At 61.1% G+C, this 20,801-nt stretch carries 14 protein-coding genes and 2 pseudogenes; 9 read left to right on the top strand and 7 right to left on the bottom strand.

The genetic code is table 11. The annotated features are described in order from the left end of the window. Positions 1–78: 78 nt before the first annotated feature. From katB to radA, 3 genes and pseudogenes are all read left to right on the top strand, one after another. Positions 79–1,613, top strand: a pseudogene (katB, locus tag PSH87_RS24530) (catalase KatB). 90 nt (positions 1,614–1,703) lie between these two features. After that, positions 1,704–2,213, top strand: a complete 510-nt coding sequence (locus tag PSH87_RS24525; RefSeq protein WP_305431440.1) for an ankyrin repeat domain-containing protein — start codon at positions 1,704–1,706, stop codon at positions 2,211–2,213. Between the two features lie 35 nt (positions 2,214–2,248). Continuing rightward, entirely contained in the window at positions 2,249–3,616 is a 1,368-nt protein-coding gene (gene radA, locus PSH87_RS24520) for a DNA repair protein RadA (protein ID WP_017737417.1), read from the top strand. Between the two features lie 137 nt (positions 3,617–3,753). Here the strand turns inward: radA and PSH87_RS24515 are convergent. Continuing rightward, positions 3,754–4,123: pseudogene (locus PSH87_RS24515) on the bottom strand (PilZ domain-containing protein). Positions 4,124–4,297: 174 nt separating this feature from the next. On the opposite strand from PSH87_RS24515, the gene PSH87_RS24510 reads away from it, so the two are divergent. From PSH87_RS24510 to yjiA, 3 genes are all read left to right on the top strand, one after another. Next, on the top strand, positions 4,298–6,364 hold the full coding sequence (locus PSH87_RS24510) for a carbon starvation CstA family protein (RefSeq protein ID WP_026136862.1): 2,067 nt from the start codon (positions 4,298–4,300) through the stop codon (positions 6,362–6,364). Between the two features lie 15 nt (positions 6,365–6,379). After that, positions 6,380–6,577 carry a YbdD/YjiX family protein gene (locus PSH87_RS24505; protein WP_017737420.1) on the top strand — a complete coding sequence of 66 codons (198 nt, stop codon included), beginning with the start codon at positions 6,380–6,382 and terminating at the stop codon, positions 6,575–6,577. A 168-nt stretch (positions 6,578–6,745) separates the two neighbouring features. Further along, positions 6,746–7,705: a GTPase gene (gene yjiA / locus PSH87_RS24500; RefSeq protein ID WP_305431438.1), complete on the top strand. Its 960-nt coding sequence runs from the start codon at positions 6,746–6,748 to the stop codon at positions 7,703–7,705. 184 nt (positions 7,706–7,889) lie between these two features. On the opposite strand, the gene glyA is transcribed toward yjiA, so the two are convergent. After that, positions 7,890–9,143 (bottom strand): serine hydroxymethyltransferase, encoded by a 1,254-nt coding sequence (glyA, locus tag PSH87_RS24495; protein ID WP_017737423.1) that lies wholly within the window; start codon positions 9,141–9,143, stop codon positions 7,890–7,892. A 231-nt stretch (positions 9,144–9,374) separates the two neighbouring features. After that, a complete protein-coding gene (locus PSH87_RS24490) occupies positions 9,375–13,226 on the bottom strand; it encodes a bifunctional diguanylate cyclase/phosphodiesterase (RefSeq protein WP_305431437.1) in 3,852 nt (1,283 codons plus the stop codon). Positions 13,227–13,511: 285 nt separating this feature from the next. On the opposite strand from PSH87_RS24490, the gene ettA reads away from it, so the two are divergent. From ettA to gdhA, 3 genes are all read left to right on the top strand, one after another. Next, positions 13,512–15,176, top strand: coding sequence for an energy-dependent translational throttle protein EttA (gene ettA / locus PSH87_RS24485; RefSeq protein WP_017737425.1), 1,665 nt, complete (start codon positions 13,512–13,514; stop codon positions 15,174–15,176). A gap of 179 nt (positions 15,177–15,355) precedes the next feature. Further along, positions 15,356–15,913, top strand: coding sequence for a hypothetical protein (locus PSH87_RS24480; protein WP_305431436.1), 558 nt, complete (start codon positions 15,356–15,358; stop codon positions 15,911–15,913). A gap of 223 nt (positions 15,914–16,136) precedes the next feature. Beyond that, positions 16,137–17,474 (top strand): NADP-specific glutamate dehydrogenase, encoded by a 1,338-nt coding sequence (gdhA, locus tag PSH87_RS24475; protein WP_257783141.1) that lies wholly within the window; start codon positions 16,137–16,139, stop codon positions 17,472–17,474. Here gdhA and PSH87_RS24470 read toward each other — a convergent pair. The 4 genes from PSH87_RS24470 to PSH87_RS24455 all read right to left on the bottom strand — a co-directional run bounded on the left by PSH87_RS24470 (position 17,471) and on the right by PSH87_RS24455 (position 20,786). Beyond that, positions 17,471–17,959: a GreA/GreB family elongation factor gene (locus PSH87_RS24470; RefSeq protein WP_017737428.1), complete on the bottom strand. Its 489-nt coding sequence runs from the start codon at positions 17,957–17,959 to the stop codon at positions 17,471–17,473. The genes gdhA and PSH87_RS24470 overlap by 4 nt on opposite strands. Positions 17,960–18,029: 70 nt before the next feature. Further along, positions 18,030–18,386 (bottom strand): hypothetical protein, encoded by a 357-nt coding sequence (locus PSH87_RS24465; RefSeq protein WP_017737429.1) that lies wholly within the window; start codon positions 18,384–18,386, stop codon positions 18,030–18,032. An 88-nt stretch (positions 18,387–18,474) separates the two neighbouring features. Continuing rightward, positions 18,475–18,768, bottom strand: coding sequence for a chorismate mutase (locus PSH87_RS24460; RefSeq protein ID WP_207043242.1), 294 nt, complete (start codon positions 18,766–18,768; stop codon positions 18,475–18,477). 164 nt (positions 18,769–18,932) lie between these two features. Continuing rightward, positions 18,933–20,786 carry a DUF4105 domain-containing protein gene (locus tag PSH87_RS24455; protein ID WP_305431432.1) on the bottom strand — a complete coding sequence of 618 codons (1,854 nt, stop codon included), beginning with the start codon at positions 20,784–20,786 and terminating at the stop codon, positions 18,933–18,935. Positions 20,787–20,801 lie beyond the last annotated feature (15 nt).

Raw genomic sequence — 20,801 nt, 5'->3', positions numbered from 1 at the left:
TTTATCTTCCGGCTCCCGGGTCACTAGCCTCTGGCAAGCACAACTGAATGTGCACTAAAAAAACCAGAGGAAACCTCGATGAAGAACCCAATCAACCGCGGGCCTGTTTCAGCGCGATCCGTGCTGGTACTGGCAGCCGCCAGCCTGCTATCCCTGTCGGTGCAGGCCGCCAACCTGACCCGCGACAACGGCGCTGCCGTTGGCGACAACCAGAACTCGCAAACCGCTGGCGCCAATGGCCCGGTACTTCTCCAGGACGTGCAGCTTATTCAAAAGTTGCAACGCTTCGATCGTGAACGCATCCCCGAGCGCGTGGTGCATGCCCGTGGCACCGGCGCCCACGGCACGTTCACCGTCACCGATAACCTCAGCGACCTGACCAAGGCCAAGGTGTTCGCGGCAGGCGAGGCGACTCCGGTATTCGTGCGCTTCTCGGCCGTGGTCCACGGCAATCACTCTCCGGAAACCCTGCGTGACCCACGTGGTTTCGCCACCAAGTTCTACACCGCTGAAGGCAACTGGGACCTGGTGGGCAATAACTTCCCGACGTTCTTTATCCGTGACGCCATCAAGTTCCCGGATATGGTCCATGCCTTCAAGCCGGACCCGCGCACTAACCTCGACGACGATTCCCGCCGTTTCGACTTCTTCTCCCATGTACCCGAGGCCACCCGTACATTGACCGAGTTGTACTCCGACTCCGGTACTCCGGCGAGTTATCGGGAAATGGACGGCAATGGCGTACATGCCTACAAGTTGATCAATGCCAAGGGCGAAGTGCACTACGTCAAGTTCCACTGGAAGAGCCTGCAAGGCATCAAGAACCTTGATCCCAAGCAAGTTACCGAAGTGCAGGGGCGTGATTACAGCCACATGACCAACGACTTGGTCACCCATATCAACAAAGGCGACTTCCCCAAGTGGGACTTGTACGTGCAAGTGCTCAAGCCTGAGGACCTGGCCAAGTTTGACTTCGACCCGCTGGACGCCACCAAGATCTGGCCGAATGTTGCCGAGCGTAAAGTCGGGCAGATGGTGTTGAACCGCAACCCGGCGAACGTCTTCCAGGAAACCGAACAAGTTGCCATGGCCCCGGCCAACCTGGTGCCGGGCATCGAGCCTTCGGAAGACCGCCTGCTGCAAGGCCGGGTGTTTTCCTACGCCGACACCCAGATGTACCGCTTGGGCGCCAATGCCCTGCAACTGCCGATCAACGCACCTCGGGTGACCGTCAACAACGGCAACCAGGATGGCGCGATGAACTTCGGCAAGACCACCAGCGGCGTGAACTACCAGCCAAGCCGCCTGCTGCCACGGGAAGAACCGCAAGCCGCACGTTACAGCCAGTCGCCACTGGCGGGCAGCACCCAGCAAGCGAAGATCCAGCGTGAGCAGAACTTCAAGCAGGCTGGCGATTTGTACCGCTCCTTCAGTAAGAAAGAGCGTCAGGACTTGATCGAAAACTTCGGCGGCTCCCTGGCAACCACCGATGACAGCACATCATCCTGTCGTTCCTCTACAAGGCAGACCCTGAGTACGGCACCGGCGTGGCCAAGGTCGCCAAGGGTGACCTGGCGCGCGTGAAGGCGTTGGCAGACAAACTGACGGACTGATCCGTCGGTCACGGCCGGCGCCCTTGATCGGGCGCTGGCCTTTTGGCAGGAGAACACCCATGCGTATTTCCAATCGGACTGCTGCTGGCCATGCTGGCCTTTGTTGCCCAGGCCGGGCCCCCCGAACCGGCGGCGCTCAAGGCGCAGTTGCAGGACTACTATTTCGACGCGGCGCGCCGTGGCGATCTCGACATGCTCAACACCTTCATCGACGCCGGCTACAGCCTCAATACCCAGGACGATAAAGGCTACACCGCGCTGATCCTGGCGGCTTACCACGGCCAAGGCCCGTTCGTGGAGCGCTTGCTCACTGCCGGCGCCGATGCGTGTGTGCAAGACAACCGTGGCAACACGGCGCTGATGGGCGCGATCTTCAAGGGCGAGCTGAACATCGCCCAGCGCCTGCTGGGCACCGACTGCAATCCCGACCAACGCAATGGCGCCGGGCAGACGGCGGCGATGTACGCCGGGTTGTTCAACCGTCTTGAACTGCTGGACGAGCTCAAAGCCAAGGGCGCTGATCTCAACGCCGAAGACCCGGTCGGCAACAGTGCGTCACGCTTGGCCAGCGGTGAAATTCGGACCCCGGCAGCGCGCTGAGCTATCATCGCGGTTTTTCGGTTGGAGGTTCTCGAATGGCAAAGGCCAAGCGCATGTACGGCTGCACAGAGTGCGGCGCGACCTTTCCCAAGTGGGCCGGCCAATGCGGCGAGTGTGGTGCGTGGAACACCCTCACTGAGACCATGATCGAAAGCGGCGGTGCGGCAGCGCCTACCGGGCGTGCGGGCTGGACCGGGCAGCAGGCGCAGATCAAGACGCTGGCCGAAGTCAGCGTCGAAGAGATCCCGCGCTTTTCCACCGCTTCAGGCGAGTTGGACCGCGTCCTCGGCGGCGGCCTGGTGGACGGCTCGGTGGTGCTGATCGGCGGCGACCCCGGCATCGGCAAATCCACCATCCTCCTGCAAACCCTGTGCAGCATCGCCAGCCGCATGCCGGCGTTGTACGTCACGGGGGAAGAATCCCAGCAACAAGTGGCCATGCGCGCCCGTCGCCTGGGCTTGCCCCAGGACCAACTGCGGGTGATGACCGAAACCTGCATCGAAAGCATCATCGCCACGGCACGGATCGAAAAGCCCAAGGTCATGGTGATCGACTCGATCCAGACCATTTTCACCGAACAACTGCAATCGGCGCCGGGTGGCGTGTCCCAGGTGCGTGAGAGTGCGGCGCTGCTGGTGCGCTATGCCAAGCAGAGTGGCACGGCGATCTTCCTGGTCGGGCATGTGACCAAGGAGGGCGCGCTGGCCGGGCCTCGGGTGCTGGAACACATGGTGGATACCGTGTTGTATTTCGAGGGCGAGTCCGACGGCCGCCTGCGGTTGCTGCGGGCGGTGAAGAATCGCTTTGGGGCGGTCAACGAACTGGGGGTGTTCGCCATGACGGACCGGGGGCTGAAAGAAGTCTCCAACCCATCGGCGATTTTCCTCACGCGCGCCCAGGAAGAAGTCCCCGGCAGCGTGGTGATGGCAACGTGGGAAGGCACCCGGCCCATGCTGGTGGAAGTGCAGGCGCTGGTGGATGACAGTCATCTGGCCAATCCGCGCCGCGTCACCCTGGGCCTGGACCAGAACCGCCTGGCGATGCTGCTGGCGGTGTTGCATCGCCATGGTGGCATTCCGACCCATGACCAGGACGTGTTCCTCAACGTGGTGGGCGGGGTCAAGGTGCTGGAGACCGCGTCCGACCTGGCGTTGATGGCCGCGGTGATGTCCAGCTTGCGCAACCGGCCGTTGCCGCACGACCTGCTGGTGTTTGGTGAGGTTGGCCTGTCGGGCGAGGTGCGCCCGGTGCCGAGTGGCCAGGAGCGGTTGAAAGAGGCGGCCAAGCATGGCTTCAAGCGGGCCATCGTGCCCAAGGGCAACGCGCCGAAGGAGTCGCCGCCGGGGATTCAGATTATTGGCGTGACGCGGTTGGAGCAGGCGTTGGATGCGCTATTCGAGTGATCCCCAATCCTTCAGGCAATGCTGTTCCCTGTGGGGAGCTGGCTTGCCTGCGATTGCGGTGGGTCAGCTAAGCATGTGCAAGCTGGTGCGCCGCCATCGCAGGCAAGCCAGCTCCCACAGTTGATTTATGTTGCTTGTCAGGTCTCCAGCAGTGCCGCCAACTCCCGGTGCAGTTCTTCCTCATCGCCAAGGTTCAACTCGATCAACCTTCGCAAGTGACTGATCGAATCCAGGTCAATGTGCTGGCACACAAACCCCAATTGCCCATGATCCTCATGGGTCAGCCGTACCTGCATCTTGATAGGGGTCTTGGGGTCCAGGCGTATATCGACATCGAACGGTAATGCCTTATTGCCCTTCCAGTCCTCGGGTCGTTGCACCAACAACCCCCTTTAACGACAAATCCACCAATTGCACTGGCCATTCCCGGCCGTTTTGCCGAAGTTCGGTCTTGGCATCAAAGGCAATCCGCCGGAAACGACGGCGATCAGACGCTTGCTCGGTCATGGTGAAACCCTCTGGAGATAGGGGGATTGTAGCCCTGCGCCATCACTGGCCCGATATTTCTGCTTTTTTTGCCCGCAGAAGGCTCTAGACCAACGTAGGGGGGTGGTCTTTAAAGCCAACAGCGCTAAACTCGGAACGGCTGTCCTTTCTGTCCACCCTGGCTGGAATATAAAAATGAAAAATAATAATAGCCTGCTACGCCACCTACCCTGGCTGGTGCTGGCAATCGTAGGAGCGTGCGCCCTTGGCGTAGTGGCCTTGCGCCGCGGCGAGGCGATCAACGCCTTGTGGATTGTGGTCGCTGCTGTGGCCATCTACCTGGTTGCATACCGCTACTACAGCCTGTTCATCGCGAATAACGTGATGCAACTCGATCCACGGCGGGCGACCCCCGCAGTGATCAACAACGACGGTCTGGACTATGTGCCGACCAACAAACACATCCTTTTCGGTCACCACTTTGCGGCGATTGCCGGTGCAGGCCCCCTGGTCGGCCCGGTGCTGGCGGCGCAAATGGGCTACCTGCCCGGCACGCTCTGGCTGATTGCCGGCGTGGTGCTGGCCGGTGCGGTGCAGGACTTCATGGTCCTGTTCCTGTCCACCCGTCGCAACGGCCGTTCCCTGGGGGATATGGTGCGCGAAGAGATGGGCCGCATTCCGGGGACCATCGCGCTGTTCGGTTGCTTCCTGATCATGATCATCATCCTCGCGGTGCTGGCGCTGATCGTGGTCAAGGCCCTGGCCGAGAGCCCGTGGGGCATCTTCACGGTGATGGCGACCATCCCGATCGCGATGTTCATGGGCATCTACATGCGCTACATCCGCCCGGGCCGCATTGGCGAGATTTCGATCATCGGCGTGCTGTTGCTGCTGGGTTCGATCTGGCTGGGCGGGCAGATTGCGGCTGACCCGGTGTGGGCCAAGGCCTTCACCTTCACCGGCATTCAAATCACCTGGATGCTGATCGGCTACGGTTTCGTCGCCGCGGTATTGCCGGTGTGGCTGATCCTGGCGCCGCGTGACTACCTGTCTACCTTCCTGAAAATCGGCACGATCATCGCCCTGGCCATTGGCATCCTGGTCACCATGCCCGACCTGAAAATGCCGGCGCTGACCCAGTTCATCGACGGCACCGGCCCGGTGTGGAAGGGCGGCCTGTTCCCGTTCCTGTTCATCACCATCGCCTGTGGCGCGGTCTCGGGTTTCCATGCGCTGATCTCCTCGGGCACCACGCCCAAGTTGCTGGCCAATGAAAGCCATGCCCGCTACATCGGTTACGGCGGCATGTTGATGGAGTCGTTCGTGGCCATCATGGCGATGGTTGCCGCTTCGGTGATCGAGCCGGGCGTGTACTTCGCCATGAACAGCCCGGCCGCCGTGGTCGGTGCGGACGTGGTCACCGTGGCGCAAACCGTCAGCAGCTGGGGCTTTGCGATCACGCCAGAAGCGCTGCAAGCGGTGGCCCATGACATCGGCGAAACCACCATCCTGGCCCGTGCCGGCGGTGCGCCGACGTTGGCGGTGGGGATCGCGCAGATCCTGCACAGTGTGCTGCCGGGTGAAAACACCATGGCGTTCTGGTACCACTTCGCGATCCTGTTCGAAGCGCTGTTCATCCTTACCGCAGTTGACGCCGGTACCCGTGCCGGTCGCTTCATGCTGCAAGACCTGCTGGGTTCCTTCGTGCCGGCGCTGAAACGCACCGAATCGTGGACCGCCAACCTGATCGCGACCGCCGGTTGCGTGGCAATGTGGGGTTACCTGCTGTACCAAGGTGTGATCGACCCACTGGGCGGCATCAACACCTTGTGGCCGCTGTTCGGTATCTCCAACCAGATGCTGGCAGGCATCGCGCTGATGCTGGCGACGGTTGTGCTGATCAAAATGAAACGCCAACGCTACATCTGGGTGACCATGCTGCCAGCCGTCTGGCTGCTGATCTGCACCACCACCGCAGGCTTCATCAAGCTGTTCGACGCCAACCCGGCGATCGGCTTCCTGTCGCTGGCGAAGAAGTACAGTGATGCCCTGGCCAACGGCCAGATCCTCGCTCCGGCGAAGAGCATCGACCAGATGCAGCACGTGATCTACAACGCGTACACCAACGCAACGCTGACGGCGATGTTCCTGTTCGTGGTGTTCAGCATCCTGTTCTATGCGCTCAAGGTCGGCGTCGCCGCCTGGGGCAATAAAGAACGTACGGATAAAGAAGCCCCGTTCCAGGCCCAGCCGGACGCGTGATAGAGGATTGCAGCCATGTTCAATGACATCAGTCGCCTCGGTAAATACCTCGGTCAGGCCGCGCGCCTGATGGTCGGCATGCCCGACTACGACACGTACGTCGAGCATATGCAAACCAAGCACCCGGACAAGCCGATGATGGACTACAAGACGTTCTTCCGGGAACGTCAGGAAGCCCGTTACGGCGGCAAGGGTGGGCCCAAGTGCTGTTGAGTTAACGCAATATCCCCTGTGTGAGCAGGGCTTTATGTGGGAGCTGGCTTGCCTGCGATAGCATCACCTCGGTCTGACTGAAAAACCGAGTTGTCTGCATCGCAGGCAAGCCAGCTCCCACATTTGTTTTGTGTGCCTTCATTATTCCTTCATCAAAAGGAGCATTTTTTGTCCTCTCCCATCCCCGTCACCATCCTCAGCGGCTTCCTCGGCGCCGGCAAGACCACCTTGCTGCGCCACCTGCTCAAGGCCGAGCACGGCCTGAAAATCGCCGTGATCGAAAACGAATTCAGTGACGCCGGTATCGACACCCAGCTGTTGGGCGCAGAGCCGGTACAAGTCATGACCCTGTCCAACGGCTGCGTGTGCTGCACCATCCACACCGACCTGACCAAAGCCCTGTACCTGCTGCTCGAACGCCTGGACAGCGGCGAGATCGCCTTCGACCGCCTGGTGATCGAGACCACCGGCCTGGCCGACCCGGCACCGGTGGCGCAGACCTTTTTCATCGACGAGGAACTGCGTGAGCGCTACATCCTCGACGGCATCATCACCCTGGTGGACGCGGCCCACGCCGAGCATCACCTGACCCAGACCATCGCCCAGGCCCAGATCGGCTTTGCCGACCGCCTGCTGGTGAGCAAGCGCGACCTGGTGGATGACGCCACCTTCGACGCCCTCAGCGAGCGCCTGACGCGCATCAACCGGCGTGCGCCGATTCGTGTGGTGGACCACGGCAACATCGACCTTGCCGAATTGCTCGACGTGCGTGGCTTCAACCTCAACGCCGGCATGAGCCTGCGTCCGGTCAGCAAGGCGCCGTCTATCGACCGCATCTCCAGCCTGGTGCTGCGCACCGATCAGCCGCTGGATATTGATCGCCTCAGCGAGTTCATGAACGAGTTGCTGGAAGATCATGGCAAGCAACTGCTGCGCTACAAGGGCGTGCTGAACATTGCCGGGGAAGACCGCAGGATGGTGTTCCAGGGTGTGCTCAAGCTGTACGGGTTCGATTGGGATAGCGAATGGGCCGAGGGCGAGGCGCGGGAGAGTGTGATTGTGTTTATTGCCGATGAGTTGCCGGAAGACAAGATTCGCGAGGGTTTTTCCCGCGTCTACCAATCCTGACTTGAAATCCGATTCACTGTGGGAGCTGGCTTGCCTGCGATAGCGGACTGTCAGTTAGCCCATCAGCGGCTGATACACCGCTATCGCAGGCAAGCCAGCTCCCACAGGTGACCGTGTTTCACTTTTCGATTGGGTATAAAAAAGCCCGGCTCAAGAGCCGGGCTTTTCATTCAAGCAACTGCAATCAAGCGCCGTACACCGGCAGCTTCTTGCAGATGGCCTTGACCTTCTCACGGACCGCATCGATCACGGCTTCGTTGTTCAGGTCAGCCAGGATGTCGCAGATCCAGCCAGCCAGTTCCTTGCACTCTGCTTCCTTGAAGCCACGAGTGGTCACAGCCGGAGTGCCGAAGCGCAGGCCGGAGGTGACGAACGGCGAACGTGGGTCGTTCGGCACGGAGTTTTTGTTCACGGTGATGAAGGCTTTGCCCAGGGCAGCGTCAGCATCTTTACCGGAGATGTCCTGCTTGATCAGCGACAGCAGGAACAGGTGGTTTTCAGTACCGCCGGACACCACGTCAAAACCGCGCTCGATGAACACGCTGGCCATGGTCTGGGCGTTCTTCACTACTTGTTGCTGGTAGGTCTTGAACTCAGGCTGCAGCGCTTCCTTGAAGCAGATCGCCTTGGCGGCGATCACGTGCTCCAGCGGGCCACCCTGGGCGCCCGGGAATACGGCGGAGTTCAGCTTCTTCTCGATGTCGGCGTTGGCGCGCGCCAGGATCAGGCCGCCACGTGGACCGCGCAGGGTCTTGTGGGTAGTGGTGGTCACTACGTCAGCGTAAGGCACCGGGTTCGGGTAGACGCCAGCGGCGACCAGACCGGCCACGTGGGCCATGTCGACGAACAGGTAAGCGCCAACCTTGTCGGCGATAGCGCGGAAACGTGGGAAATCCAGGATCTGCGAGTAGGCAGAGAAACCGGCCACGATCATTTTCGGCTTGTGTTCAACCGCCAGGCGCTCGACTTCGTCGTAGTCGATCAGGCCGTTGGCATCGATACCGTATTGAACGGCGTTGTACAGCTTGCCGGAGGAGGAAACGCTGGCACCGTGGGTCAGGTGACCGCCGTGGGCCAGGCTCATGCCCAGGATGGTGTCGCCGCCTTGCAGCAGGGCCAGGTACACGGCGCTGTTGGCTTGGGAGCCGGCGTGTGGCTGGACGTTGGCGTAATCGGCGCCGAACAGTTCCTTGGCACGGTCGATGGCCAACTGCTCAACCACGTCGACGTACTCGCAACCGCCGTAGTAGCGTTTGCCTGGGTAGCCTTCGGCGTACTTGTTGGTCAGAACCGAACCCTGAGCCTCCATGACCGCTGGGCTGGTGTAGTTTTCCGAAGCGATCAGCTCAATGTGCTCTTCCTGGCGCACGGCTTCTTGCTCCATGGCGGCAAAGAGATCGGCGTCGTACTTGGCAATAGTCAAATCACGGCTGAACATGGCGGTCCTCAAGGATCGGGGGCAGAAAAGGAGGGCATTCTAACCCAATGGGTTTTAGATGGCATATGAAAGGACATCATGTCGCGGACAAGTGGGGCTCATCTGGGGATAAGTGGTGCTTGTGCCGGCCTCATCGCAGGCAAGCCAGCTCCCACACTTGATCGGGTTCACACAGTCCAAATGTGGGAGCGGGCTTGCCCGCGATGAGGCCAGCAGCCTCACCACAAAGTCTCAGTCGAACATGAACAGCGCATCATTACTGAACTGCGCCTCAAACCGACTCGCCGGCATCGGCCGCCCGAACAGATACCCCTGCACCTCATCGCAACCATGCTCACGCAGGAAGTCCAGCTGCTCATGGGTCTCCACGCCTTCGGCGATCACCGCCAGGTTCAGGCTGTGGGCCATGGCGATAATGGCGCGGGCGATCTGTGCGTCCTGTTCGCCAGACGGCAGGCCATCGACAAAGGTGCGGTCGATCTTCAACACGTCGATGGGGAATTGCTTGAGGTAGTTGAGCGACGAATAGCCGGTGCCGAAGTCATCCACGGCAATGCTCAAGCCCAGGTTTTTCAGGCTGTCGAGGATATGCATGGCTTCGTTGACTTCGCGCATCAGGATACTTTCGGTCAGCTCCAGCTCCAGGCACGCCGGCGGCAGGCCGGTGTCTTCCAGGATGCTGGCGATGCGCTCGCCCAGTTGACCGTCGGAGAACTGCCGCGCCGAGATGTTCACCGAGACTTTCGGCACGCGCACCTTGTTCTGGTGCCAGGTCTTGAGCTGGCGGCAGGCTTCGCTGATGACCCAGTCGCCGACGTCCACCACCAGGCCCAACTCTTCCAGCACCGGGATAAAGTCCCCCGGCGGCACCAGCCCGCGACGCGGGTGACGCCAGCGCAGCAGGGCTTCGGCGCCGGTCAAACGTTTGCCATCGCCGCTGAACTGCGGCTGGTAATAGAGCACGAATTCGTTCTGGTCCAGGGCGTGGCGCAGGTCGCTTTCCAGCTCCAGGCGTTCCAGGGCGCTGGCGTTCATGTCGGCCTGGTAGAACTGGAAGTTGTTCTTGCCGCGTTCCTTGGCGTGGTACATCGCGGTGTCGGCGTTTTTCATCAGCTGGCTCAGCTCATTGCCGTCCTGCGGGCTGAGGGCGATACCGATACTGGCCGTGACAAAGAACTCGCGACCTTCCAGCACAAACGGCTTCACCAGGCTGGCGAGGATCTGCTCGGCCACGTGGATCGCACGGTTCAGCGCCATCTCGCGGCTGATGCGCGGTTGCAGCAGCAAGGTGAACTCGTCGCCGCCCATGCGCGCCACGGTGTCGTCCTCGGCGACGCAACCGAGCAGGCGCGTGGCCATTTCCTTGAGCATGCGGTCGCCGGCGGCGTGGCCCAGGGAGTCGTTGATCGGTTTGAAGCGGTCGAGGTCGAGGAACATCAGCACCACCCACGACTTCTGCCGCTCGGCCGACTGCAACGCGGTGTGCAGGCGGTCCTGGAACAGCGTGCGGTTGGGCAGGTGGGTCAGGGCGTCGTAGTACGCCAGGCGGTGGATGCGCTGCTCGCTGGCCTTGCGCTCGCTGATGTCGCTGAAGAAGCACACGTAGCTGGCCAGGTCGCCTTCGTCGTCGAACACCGCGGTAATGCCGACCCACGCCGGGTAATGCTCGCCGTTGCGGCGCTTGAGCCACACTTCGCCTTCCCAGGTGCTGTGCTGGTGCAACTGTTTTAGCACGTAGCGCAGATGGGCTTCCTGTTGCTCGTCGACGGTGAGCATGTTTGGCAACTGGTCGAGCACATCCGCCACGCTGTAGCCACTGACGCGGCTGAACGCGTCGTTGGCCTGCACGATGTAGCCGGCGGGGTCGGTGATCAGGATCGCCGAAGTGGAGTGTTCGAATACCGTGGCCGCCATGCGCAGGTCTTTCTCGGCGCGGCGTTGCTGGCTGATATCGCGGCCGACGCCGAGGATGCCTTCGAACGTACCGTGTTCATCCCACACCAGCACCAGGCGCAGTTCGATCGGCACTTTGCGCCCGTCGGCGCGCAGGCAGTCAAACAGGAACAGCTGGGTTTGCGCTTCGTCGCGCAGCTTGGCCAGCGCCTCGCTGTCGCCGAGGGCGCGGCTGACCTGTTCCACCAGGCTATAGATGCCGCTCAGTTGCTGCGGGTTGGCGATGATCGACTGCCAGCCGTTCTTGAACACCCAATCCACGTCATAACCCAGCACGGCGTTGACCGAGGGGCTGATGTAGTTGAGGGCCAGTTGGCTGTCGGTGGAGCAGATCACGTCGCTGATGCTTTCGGCGAGCATGCGGTAGCGTTGTTCGCTGTCGCGCAGGGATTCGCTGGCTTCGATCTGGTCGGTGATGTCCTTGGCCACGCCGATGATGCGCGTGACTTGCGCCGCCTTGTCGCGGGCCAGGGCTTGCTCGCGGATATCGAAGCGGCGCCACTGGTTGTTGCGGTGACGGAAGCGCAGCTGGCATTGCAACTGCGTCGAATAGCCGGCCTGGCGCTGCTGCTGGCGCAGGTCGTGGTAATGCTCGGCGTCTTCGGGATGCAGCAGGATTTCCCAGAAGTACTCGCCCATTTGCTGCAATTCGGCCTTGTTGTAGCCGAGGGTGTGGCCCAGGTGGTGGTTGCTGAAAATCATGCGCTGGCTGATCACGTCCTGCACATACAGGTGGTCGGGCACGGTGCGCACCACGTCCGACCAGAAGCTTTCGCGTTCCACCAGCGACAGCTCGATCAGCTTGCGGCTGGTGATGTCGCTGATGCTCAGGATCACCGCCTTGAAGTCGTCCTGCTGCTCTGGCAGGCGCATCACCAGCCACAGGTATTGTTCGTTGCCGGCGACGTCGTTGAGCTGGATTTCCAGCTCCAGTTGCTTCTGTTCGGTCAGGACCGCTTCGAGCACCTGGTAGCCGATGGCCGTGGCGTTGCGCGGGCAATCATCGATCAGGCGTTCCCAGGCCTCTTCGCACGAGCCGACGTTGAGCAGGCGCACCGCGACCTGGTTGACCTCGGTGATGCGCAGTTCCCGCAGCAGTTGCTGGCGCTGCTCGCGGTTGCTTTGCAGCCAGTCGTGCAACTGCTCGCGGGTTTGCAGGCGGGCCTTGTCGAAGAACGCGTTGAGCCCCGACAGGTCGAGCACGCACAGGGCCACGCCGGTGCCTTCGAAAATATCCTGGTAACGCCGCCGGCCCTCGTGCACCTGGCGCTGGCGGCGGCGCATGTTGACCAGTACGAGCACCGGGATCAGCGAGAACGCCAGGCCCAGCAGGCATTTGCCGATAAAGGCCGGCAGCAGTTCTTCCAGCACGGCGGTGCGGTCGAACAGCCCGCGTAATTGCCAGTCGCTTTTGCTCAGGGGGGTGACGAGTACGCTTTTGTTCAGTTCGTCCGGGGTCAACGCAGAGGACCATTGCGCCGGCATGCCGCTGTCACGGCTGACCACGCGGTGGTTCAGGCGGTTTTCGATGGCCCACATCGGCCGCTGGCCCTGGCCGTCCTGGCGGGTCAGGTTGACCAGGTAGTTCGGCGCCAGGCGCAGCGCCCAGTAGACCCGCGAGCCGCCGCTGGGTTGGTGCAACAGCAGGTAGATGATCGTGCCGTCGCTGCTGTTGCTCAGGTAATAAGGCTGGGAATGGCTGCGCTGCACCAGCTCTTCGAGCCAGGCAGCGTCCTGGCTGTCGCTGGCGCTGTCACTGATCATGGCGCCGCTGGGGGCGAGCAGGGCGATGCTGCGCAGCTCCGGCAGGGAGCGCTGCAAGGTGTGCATCAAGGCTTGCTGCTGTTCGTTGTTGCGCGGCGGCTCGACCATCGGCAGCAGGTTCAGGGCGATTTTTGCGCTCAGGGCCATGTTCAGGCTGATCTGCTCAGCCAGGTCGGCGCTGTAGTCGATGGTGTATTGCTGCTGGTTTTTCTGGTTTTGCTGCAACTGGTCCAGCAACTGCCAGAACAATAAGGCGAGCAACATGAGGACAAGCGTCGCCAATGCGCCTTTCAAGGTGCCGTGCAGGGGTGCTCCCGGCGCTATGTGAGCGGCGCGCAGAGGAGTGGGCGGCGTGACTTTGGACAAGCTGTGATCCTGCGGGTTGGCTGGACTGGCGTGCGACACGCACTATAAGCCGGACGCCGAAGGGCGGCTAGCATGCCTTGAGTTGTGGCAAAGTGCCAGCCCCGCTTGGCTGGACTGACCAAGCGCATTCAGGTAGCTTTGCCGGTTACGCGAGGGCGTTCCAGCCCCAGACATTCAGGCTTTTTTCCGCACGCAGGCATTGATCATCGTCAACGGCCCGCGCGGCGCATGGCCTGACACGGGCTTCGCCCGCTTAATTCATCAGTCACTGACGCTAGGTTCACCATGGCTCAATACGTCTTCACCATGCATCGGCTGGGAAAAGTTGTTCCGCCGAAGCGGGAAATCCTGAAAAACATTTCGCTGTCCTTCTTCCCTGGCGCCAAGATCGGCGTGCTCGGCCTCAACGGTTCGGGTAAGTCCACGCTGCTGAAAATCATGGCCGGCGTCGATACCGAGTTCGAAGGCGAAGCCCGCCCGATGCCCGAGCTGAACATCGGTTACCTGCCGCAAGAGCCGATCCTGGACCCGACCAAGACCGTGCGCGAAGTGGTGGAAGAAGCCGTCGCCGTGATCAAGAACGCCCAGGCGCGCCTGGACGAGGTCTACGCGGCTTACGCTGACGAAGACGCCGACTTCGACAAGCTGGCCGCTGAACAGGCCAAGCTCGAAGCGATCCTGCAGGCGGGCGATGGCCACAACCTGGAGCGCCAGCTCGAAGTGGCCGCCGACGCCCTGCGCCTGCCGGCGTGGGACGCCAAGGTCGAATTCCTGTCCGGTGGCGAGAAGCGTCGTGTGGCCCTGTGCCGCCTGCTGCTGTCGGCCCCCGACATGCTGCTGCTCGACGAACCGACCAACCACTTGGACGCCGATTCCGTCGCCTGGCTGGAACATTTCCTCCACGACTTCCCGGGCACCGTGGTAGCGATCACGCACGACCGGTACTTCCTGGACAACGTTGCCGGCTGGATCCTCGAGCTCGACCGTGGCGCCGGTATCCCTTACGAGGGCAACTACTCCGGTTGGCTGGAAGCCAAGTCCGACCGTCTGGCCGCCGAATCCAAGCAGCAATCGGCCCACGAAAAAGCCATGAAGGAAGAACTGGAGTGGGTGCGCAAAGGCGCCAAGGCCCGCCAGTCGAAATCCAAGGCACGTCTGCAACGCTTCGAAGAAATGCAATCGCAGGAATTCCAGAAGCGTTCGGAAACCAACGAGATCTACATCCCGGCCGGTCCGCGCCTGGGTGACAAGGTCATCGAGTTCAAGAACGTGTCCAAAGGCTATGGCGACCGCGTGCTGATCGACAACCTGTCGTTCTCCATGCCAAAAGGCGCGATCGTCGGCGTTATTGGTGGTAACGGTGCGGGTAAATCCACACTGTTCCGCATGCTGATGGGCAAGGAAACCCCGGACTCCGGCAGCATCGAGATCGGCGAAACCGTGCAACTGGCCTGTGTGGACCAGAGCCGCGAAGACCTCGACGGCAGCAAGACCGTGTTCCAGCAGATTTCCGACGGTTCCGACCAGATCCGCATCGGCAACTATGAAATCCCGTCGCGTACCTATGTTGGTCGTTTCAACTTCAAGGGGGGCGACCAGCAGAAGTTCGTCAAGGACCTGTCCGGTGGTGAGCGCGGTCGCTTGCACCTGGCCCTGACCTTGAAAGAGGGCGGCAACGTCCTGCTGCTCGACGAACCGTCCAACGACCTCGACGTTGAAACCCTGCGTTCCCTGGAAGAGGCCCTGCTGGACTTCCCGGGCGCCGCCATTGTGATCTCTCACGATCGGTGGTTCCTTGACCGTGTCGCGACCCACATCCTGGCGTACGAAGACGACTCGCAAGCGGTGTTCTTCGAAGGTAACTACACCGAGTATGAAGCGGACCGTAAGAAGCGCTTGGGCGATGCTGCTGCCCAGCCGCACCGCGTGCGTCACAAAAAACTGGCCTGATTCGGGTTGGTGGTTTGAAAAAGCGGAGCCTTCGGGCTCCGTTTTTTTTGCGTGCGGTTTGGCGTTTCGAGGGGCGAGCCGTGTCGGCTTTTCCGACGGGCTCCAGCGAGCTCGATACCTGTGACACGCCAGTCCCAATCTCTAGCATGAGCAGCTATTACTTATGGAGGAGCAGGGGTATGCGTTACTTGACAGTGGTCGGCCAGGATCGAAGCGGAAACGACAAAATCGACACGGTGAACCTGTATTTTTACCAGAAGCAGGGTTCGGCCCCCGACCAGTTGATCCATCATGCCCTGGCGGTCGATCTGACCGGTGATGCAAAAGTCGATGTCCAGTGTGCCGGCGACATCGACTTCGATGGCAACCCGAGCGTGCAGGATAGGTTCATGCTCAAGCAGTTCGCTGACGACTTCCTCAAGCTCAAATGGCTTAATCAGCACGCCCTGATGCGGCGGATCCTGACCCTTTCGGTCGAGCAATTCGGTAGCGACGGCAAACCGAGTAGTGTGCGGCTGGAGTTCACCGAGCAACTGGGGCTCAACGGACGAACCGTCACCACCTATAAAGCCGCGGCCTATGACAGCGACGGCGACCATGTGCTGGACACATTCTCTGATATCGACGTGGATAAAAATGGCATTGCCGACGAAGTCGACAGATCCCTCATCGACGAGTTGAGTCGTGGCTTTCTCAAGTTCAATTGGTATCAGGCGCCTGCCGCGTGTGGCCATTGAGGCGGTGAGTCCGGCGTGGCTTGAGGTGGCGTCTATACGGGTGCAAAGACGGGGTCTTCGATCCCCGTTTGGGTGCATGAAAGCCCTGGATTTCCGGTTTATTTATATCAAATGCACCATTTAAATTCACAAAGGCGACATTTTGCCCTGTCGCAGTGCGACATGAATTGATAAAGTCCGGCCCAATCTCATTTAAAAACAATCAATTTGCCGAGACTTTTCCATGATCGAATCCGTCGAATCCTTCCTTGCCCGCCTGAAGAAACGCGACCCGGACCAGCCAGAATTCCACCAGGCCGTAGAAGAAGTCCTACGCAGCCTGTGGCCGTTTCTGGAGTCCAATCCGCATTACCTGACCTCGGGTATCCTGGAGCGCATCTGCGAGCCGGAACGTGCGATTACCTTCCGGGTGTCGTGGGTGGATGATCATGGCAAGGTCCAGGTCAATCGCGGTTTCCGTATCCAGATGAACAGCGCCATCGGCCCCTACAAAGGCGGCCTGCGCTTCCACCCGTCGGTGAACCTGGGCGTGCTGAAATTCCTCGCCTTCGAGCAGACTTTCAAGAACTCCCTGACCTCGCTGCCCATGGGCGGCGGCAAAGGCGGCTCGGACTTCGACCCCAAGGGCAAGAGCGACGCCGAAGTCATGCGCTTCTGCCAGTCCTTCATGAGCGAACTGTACCGCCACATTGGCGCCGACGTGGACGTACCGGCCGGCGATATCGGCGTGGGTGCCCGCGAGATCGGCTTCCTGTTCGGCCAGTACAAGCGCCTGAGCAACCAGTTCACCTCCGTGCTGACCGGCAAGGGCATGACCTACGGCGGCAGCCTGATCCGCCCGGAGGCCACCGGTTTCGGTTGCGTGTACTTCGCCGAAGAAATGCTCAAGCGCGACGGCCTGCGGGTTGAAGGCAAGCGCGTGGCGGTGTCCGGTTCCGGCAACGTGGCGCAATACGCGGCGCGCAAGGTCATGGACCTGGGCGGCAAAGTGATTTCCCTGTCCGACTCCGAAGGCACCCTGTACGCCGAAAGTGGTTTGACCGAAGAGCAGTGGTCGGCGCTGCTGGAGTTGAAGAACGTCCAGCGTGGTCGCATCAGCGAACTGGCCGAGCGTTTCGGCCTGGAGTTCCGCAAGGGCCAGACCCCGTGGGAGCTGGCCTGCGACATCGCGCTGCCTTGCGCGACCCAGAACGAACTCGACGCCGACGCCGCCCGCACCTTGCTGCGCAACGGCTGCCTCTGCGTGGCCGAAGGCGCCAACATGCCGACCACGCTGGCGGCTGTGGATATCTTTATCGAGGCCGGCATCCTGTTTGCCCCGGGCAAGGCATCCAACGCCGGCGGCGTGGCCGTGAGCGGCCTGGAAATGTCGCAGAACGCCATGCGCCTGCTGTGGACCGCCGGTGAAGTGGACAGCAAGCTGCACAACATCATGCAGTCGATCCACCACGCGTGCGTGCACTACGGCGAAGAAAACGGCCGGATCAACTACGTGAAGGGCGCGAACATCGCCGGCTTTGTGAAAGTGGCCGATGCGATGTTGGCGCAAGGCATCGTCTAAACCTCAGGGTCGATGCGCAACACTTCGATCAGCTGATCGCCAACGGGGCGTTTCCACAGCACCTCGTCACCCACCTGGGCCCCGAGCAATGCGCGGCCCAGGGGCGAACCCCAGTTGATCAGGCCCGCCGCAGCGTCAGCCTGGTCCTCACCGACCAACTGAATACGCTGCTGCGCGTCCTGCTCGTTGGCGAAAGTCACCCAGCTGCCGATCTGCACCTTCTCGCTGGAGGTGGCCGGCGGTACGACCAGGGCGCTCAGCACCCGCAGGTTGAAGTAGCGCAAGTCCCGCTCCAGGTCGGCCTGGCGTTGTTTATCGCCTTTGGCTGATTCGAGGCTGTAGGCGTGCTGCAACTGTGCAACCTTGGCTTGCAACTGCGCCAACCCTTGCGCAGTGACACGGTTGGGCTGACCACTGACCTGACGCTCCACCGGCTGATCAGCCTGGGCGGCGGCGTTGTCCTCATTCACAAAAGCTCGGCTCATGACAGTCTCCCTCAATGGAGTTTCGGCCATATTCGCTGCGCTTTAGTTTCAGTGGATGTCTGAAAGCGACCTATTGCGAACGATAGGCCCTGGCGGCATCGCGGTCTTTCTCATGCTGCCAGGCGCGCTCACGGTCGTCCCAGTGATTGTCCTTGTAGTCGCGCAGCTCTTCGTTCTCGCGCATGGCCTTGCACTGGCGAAAGCCGTCTTCCCAACCTTCGGCGTACTCGCGGTCTTTCAGATAACGCGGGACGTTCTTGCGAAACTCCCCGGTAATCACGCCAGCCGCCTGGCGACCGCTGCTGCAACCGTCGTCAAAGCCATCGGCGAATGCCGGTGGATAACCTTTGGCCAATAAGTCCTGATGGGTTGATTGGCAACCCGCCAGCCACATCACCGAACACAGCAATACCGCATACCGCCACATGACAGACTCCCTGGCCGGCTACCGGCTGATGGGGAGAAGTCTAGATAGAGGATTGTCGGGGCGTTGTGAAAGGGAGGTGAGAAAGATGTTATGTCGTCAAAGCCGCATGCTCAGCCAGCTCCTGCTGGATAAATGCCGCAATCATGGCGCGATAGACCTGTTCGGTGACGTCCGGGTTGGCGCCCACGGTATTGGACAGGTTGCGCACTTTGGCGATGACCTGTTCAACCCGCTGCGGGGCCTTGACGCTGTCGGTGTCTTTTTTGAAGCGAGCGGCTTGGGAGACGTATTGGCCGCGTTCGGCGAGCAGGGTGACGATTTGCTGGTCGAGGCGGTCGATGTTGCTGCGGACTTCGTCGAGGGTGGTGCAGGTAACGGCCATGTTGTTGGAACTCCCTGATAGCTATCTGAATAACCGTAGACCCATGTGGGAGCGGGCTTGCCCGCGATTGCAGTGTGTCAGTCACTGGAGACTTGGCTGATACACCGCCATCGCGGGCAAGCCCGCTCCCACATTTTGGATCTGTATTTAGGTTTGGGGCTTGGTTAGTAGTGATACCACTTCACTTCCAGCATCACTTCATTCACCGGCGTCGACAGGTGGCTGTACTCACGCTGCGCACTCAAGCGCACACCCAGGTTGCGCGACAGTTCCCACTGTTGGTTCAGGCTGAGGCTGCGGCGCACTTCACCATTGGTGAAAAAATCCCCTTTGGCCTCCAGGCTCAAGTTGCCCAGCGGATTCCTCCACAGCACACCGGTGTTAAACCCGGCCGCGGGTGAGATGGCTTCGTTGAAGTCATTGTTGTGTTCCACGCGCACGGTGCCGAGGGCGAAGCCGAGCATGTCGTCGCGCAGTTGCCAGGTGCCGCCGGCGCCGCCGTTGACGTGGGCGACCAGGGTTTCGTCGTCGTGTTTGCCGGGGACGCGCTCCAGGCCGCCAGTGACTTGCCATGACAGCGGTTGCAACAGGGCGTTGCGCGGGGTCAGGGAGCGGATGGTGGCCAGGTCCAGTTGCTGCAATTGCCAGTGGTTGCTTTCGTACTGGCGCAGTTTCATTTGCAGGATTTCGATCTGTGCGCCGAGGGGGAAGCCTTCGGCGTTGTCGTTGAGGTCGTGGTAGGCCATGCGCAGGCCGTATTCACCAAAGGCCTTGTCGCCCCGGGTGCCGATGCCGGCTTGCCAGGTGCGCGATTCATGGCCGTTTTCCGGCAGGCCGGGCGGGGTGATCTTGAGGTCGGGCGCGGGGTTCTGGTTGATCGCGCGCAGCAGTTCGAAGCTGCGTTGGGAGCGGGCAGGGTCGCGTTCCAGGCCGTTGGCGCGATAACGGCCGAGGCGGTAGGCGGCGTCGATGATCAGGGCCTGGCGGTCTTTGGCGAGGGCCTTGAACGCCGGCTCTTGCAATTGCTTCTGGTCATCGCTGACTTTCAGTACCCATTGCTGTTCATCGCTGTCCAGCGGCTTGGCACGCTCCAGCAACTCGCGTTCGCGGGAAGGCCGATAGTCGATCTTTTCAACCAGGCCGGCATCCTTGACGGCTTTTACGGTGTCGGTGGGGATCGCGGTCAGCGGGAACTGTTCGGTCAGGCGCAGGCCGGGGCGCGCCACTTGCAGCAGTTCCAGCAGGCGATAGGAGCAGTTTTCGTCGAAGAAGAAATAGTCGAACTTGATCTGCTTGAGCTCCCACACGTGCTCGACCATGCGCTCGGTCTCGACCTGCGTGAGGTTGAGGCGGTATTCCCACAGGTCGCGGTTCTCCAGGCTGCGGTATTCGGAGAGTTTTTCCTGGTACGGCACCAGCGCGAACAGGCCGGGGTAGCCGCCCATCAGGCCTTTCCAGGCGTAGAGGATGCTGTTGTCCGAGCCTTCGATATAGGCACCGAAGTTGATCGCGTAGCTGAGCAGGGCGGTCTTGTCTCTCTGCACATCGGCCTGGTCGATGCGCAGCAAGGTATGGCCAAACATCGACGACGGGCTGTTGAGGTAGGCCGCCGGGAAGATCATCACCGCGCTATGGGGGGCGACGTCCTTGAACCATTGCTTGAATTCTTTGCAGTCCACGGCGGGCAGGTCGGTCAGGTGCAACTGATCCTTGAGCCAGCGGGTACGTGCGGGGTAGACGCATTGGGCGTGTTTTTCGCCGAGGCTGGCCGGCGCGTACAACGCGTCAACGGTGGCCTTGAGTTCGGCGTCGGGGTGGTGCGCGCCATCGGTGGCGAGAAAGAACTTCTGCTCGCTGACGTAACTGCGCCAGCCACTGATTTTGCCGGCTTCGTAATGGCCCAAAGATAGCCAGAACGGATCGTTGGCCAGTTGCTGCAAACGTTGATCATCAAGATGCGGGGCCGCGTACAGCGGGGCGCAGGCGAAGAGTGCCATCCAGGCAAAGCGTTTGAGCATAGGGGCAACTTAAAG

This window comes from Pseudomonas sp. FP453, from assembly GCF_030687495.1.
In the GTDB taxonomy this organism is placed as follows: domain Bacteria; phylum Pseudomonadota; class Gammaproteobacteria; order Pseudomonadales; family Pseudomonadaceae; genus Aquipseudomonas.
The sequence above is the reverse complement of the archived record's forward strand: the minus strand, read 5'-3'. Positions and strand labels throughout refer to the sequence as shown.

Excerpts from the sequence above, each read along its gene's own strand:
- PSH87_RS24480 (WP_305431436.1), top strand. The coding sequence starts at position 15,356 with ATGCGTTACTTGACAGTGGTCGGCCAGGATCGAAGCGGAAACGACAAA.
- PSH87_RS24465 (WP_017737429.1), bottom strand. The coding sequence starts at position 18,386 with ATGTGGCGGTATGCGGTATTGCTGTGTTCGGTGATGTGGCTGGCGGGT.
- ettA (WP_017737425.1), top strand. The coding sequence starts at position 13,512 with ATGGCTCAATACGTCTTCACCATGCATCGGCTGGGAAAAGTTGTTCCG.
- gdhA (WP_257783141.1), top strand. The coding sequence starts at position 16,137 with ATGATCGAATCCGTCGAATCCTTCCTTGCCCGCCTGAAGAAACGCGAC.
- glyA (WP_017737423.1), bottom strand. The coding sequence starts at position 9,143 with ATGTTCAGCCGTGATTTGACTATTGCCAAGTACGACGCCGATCTCTTT.
- PSH87_RS24525 (WP_305431440.1), top strand. The coding sequence starts at position 1,704 with ATGCTGGCCTTTGTTGCCCAGGCCGGGCCCCCCGAACCGGCGGCGCTC.
- PSH87_RS24460 (WP_207043242.1), bottom strand. The coding sequence starts at position 18,768 with ATGGCCGTTACCTGCACCACCCTCGACGAAGTCCGCAGCAACATCGAC.
- PSH87_RS24505 (WP_017737420.1), top strand. The coding sequence starts at position 6,380 with ATGTTCAATGACATCAGTCGCCTCGGTAAATACCTCGGTCAGGCCGCG.
- PSH87_RS24510 (WP_026136862.1), top strand. The coding sequence starts at position 4,298 with ATGAAAAATAATAATAGCCTGCTACGCCACCTACCCTGGCTGGTGCTG.
- PSH87_RS24470 (WP_017737428.1), bottom strand. The coding sequence starts at position 17,959 with ATGAGCCGAGCTTTTGTGAATGAGGACAACGCCGCCGCCCAGGCTGAT.
- radA (WP_017737417.1), top strand. The coding sequence starts at position 2,249 with ATGGCAAAGGCCAAGCGCATGTACGGCTGCACAGAGTGCGGCGCGACC.
- PSH87_RS24455 (WP_305431432.1), bottom strand. The coding sequence starts at position 20,786 with ATGCTCAAACGCTTTGCCTGGATGGCACTCTTCGCCTGCGCCCCGCTG.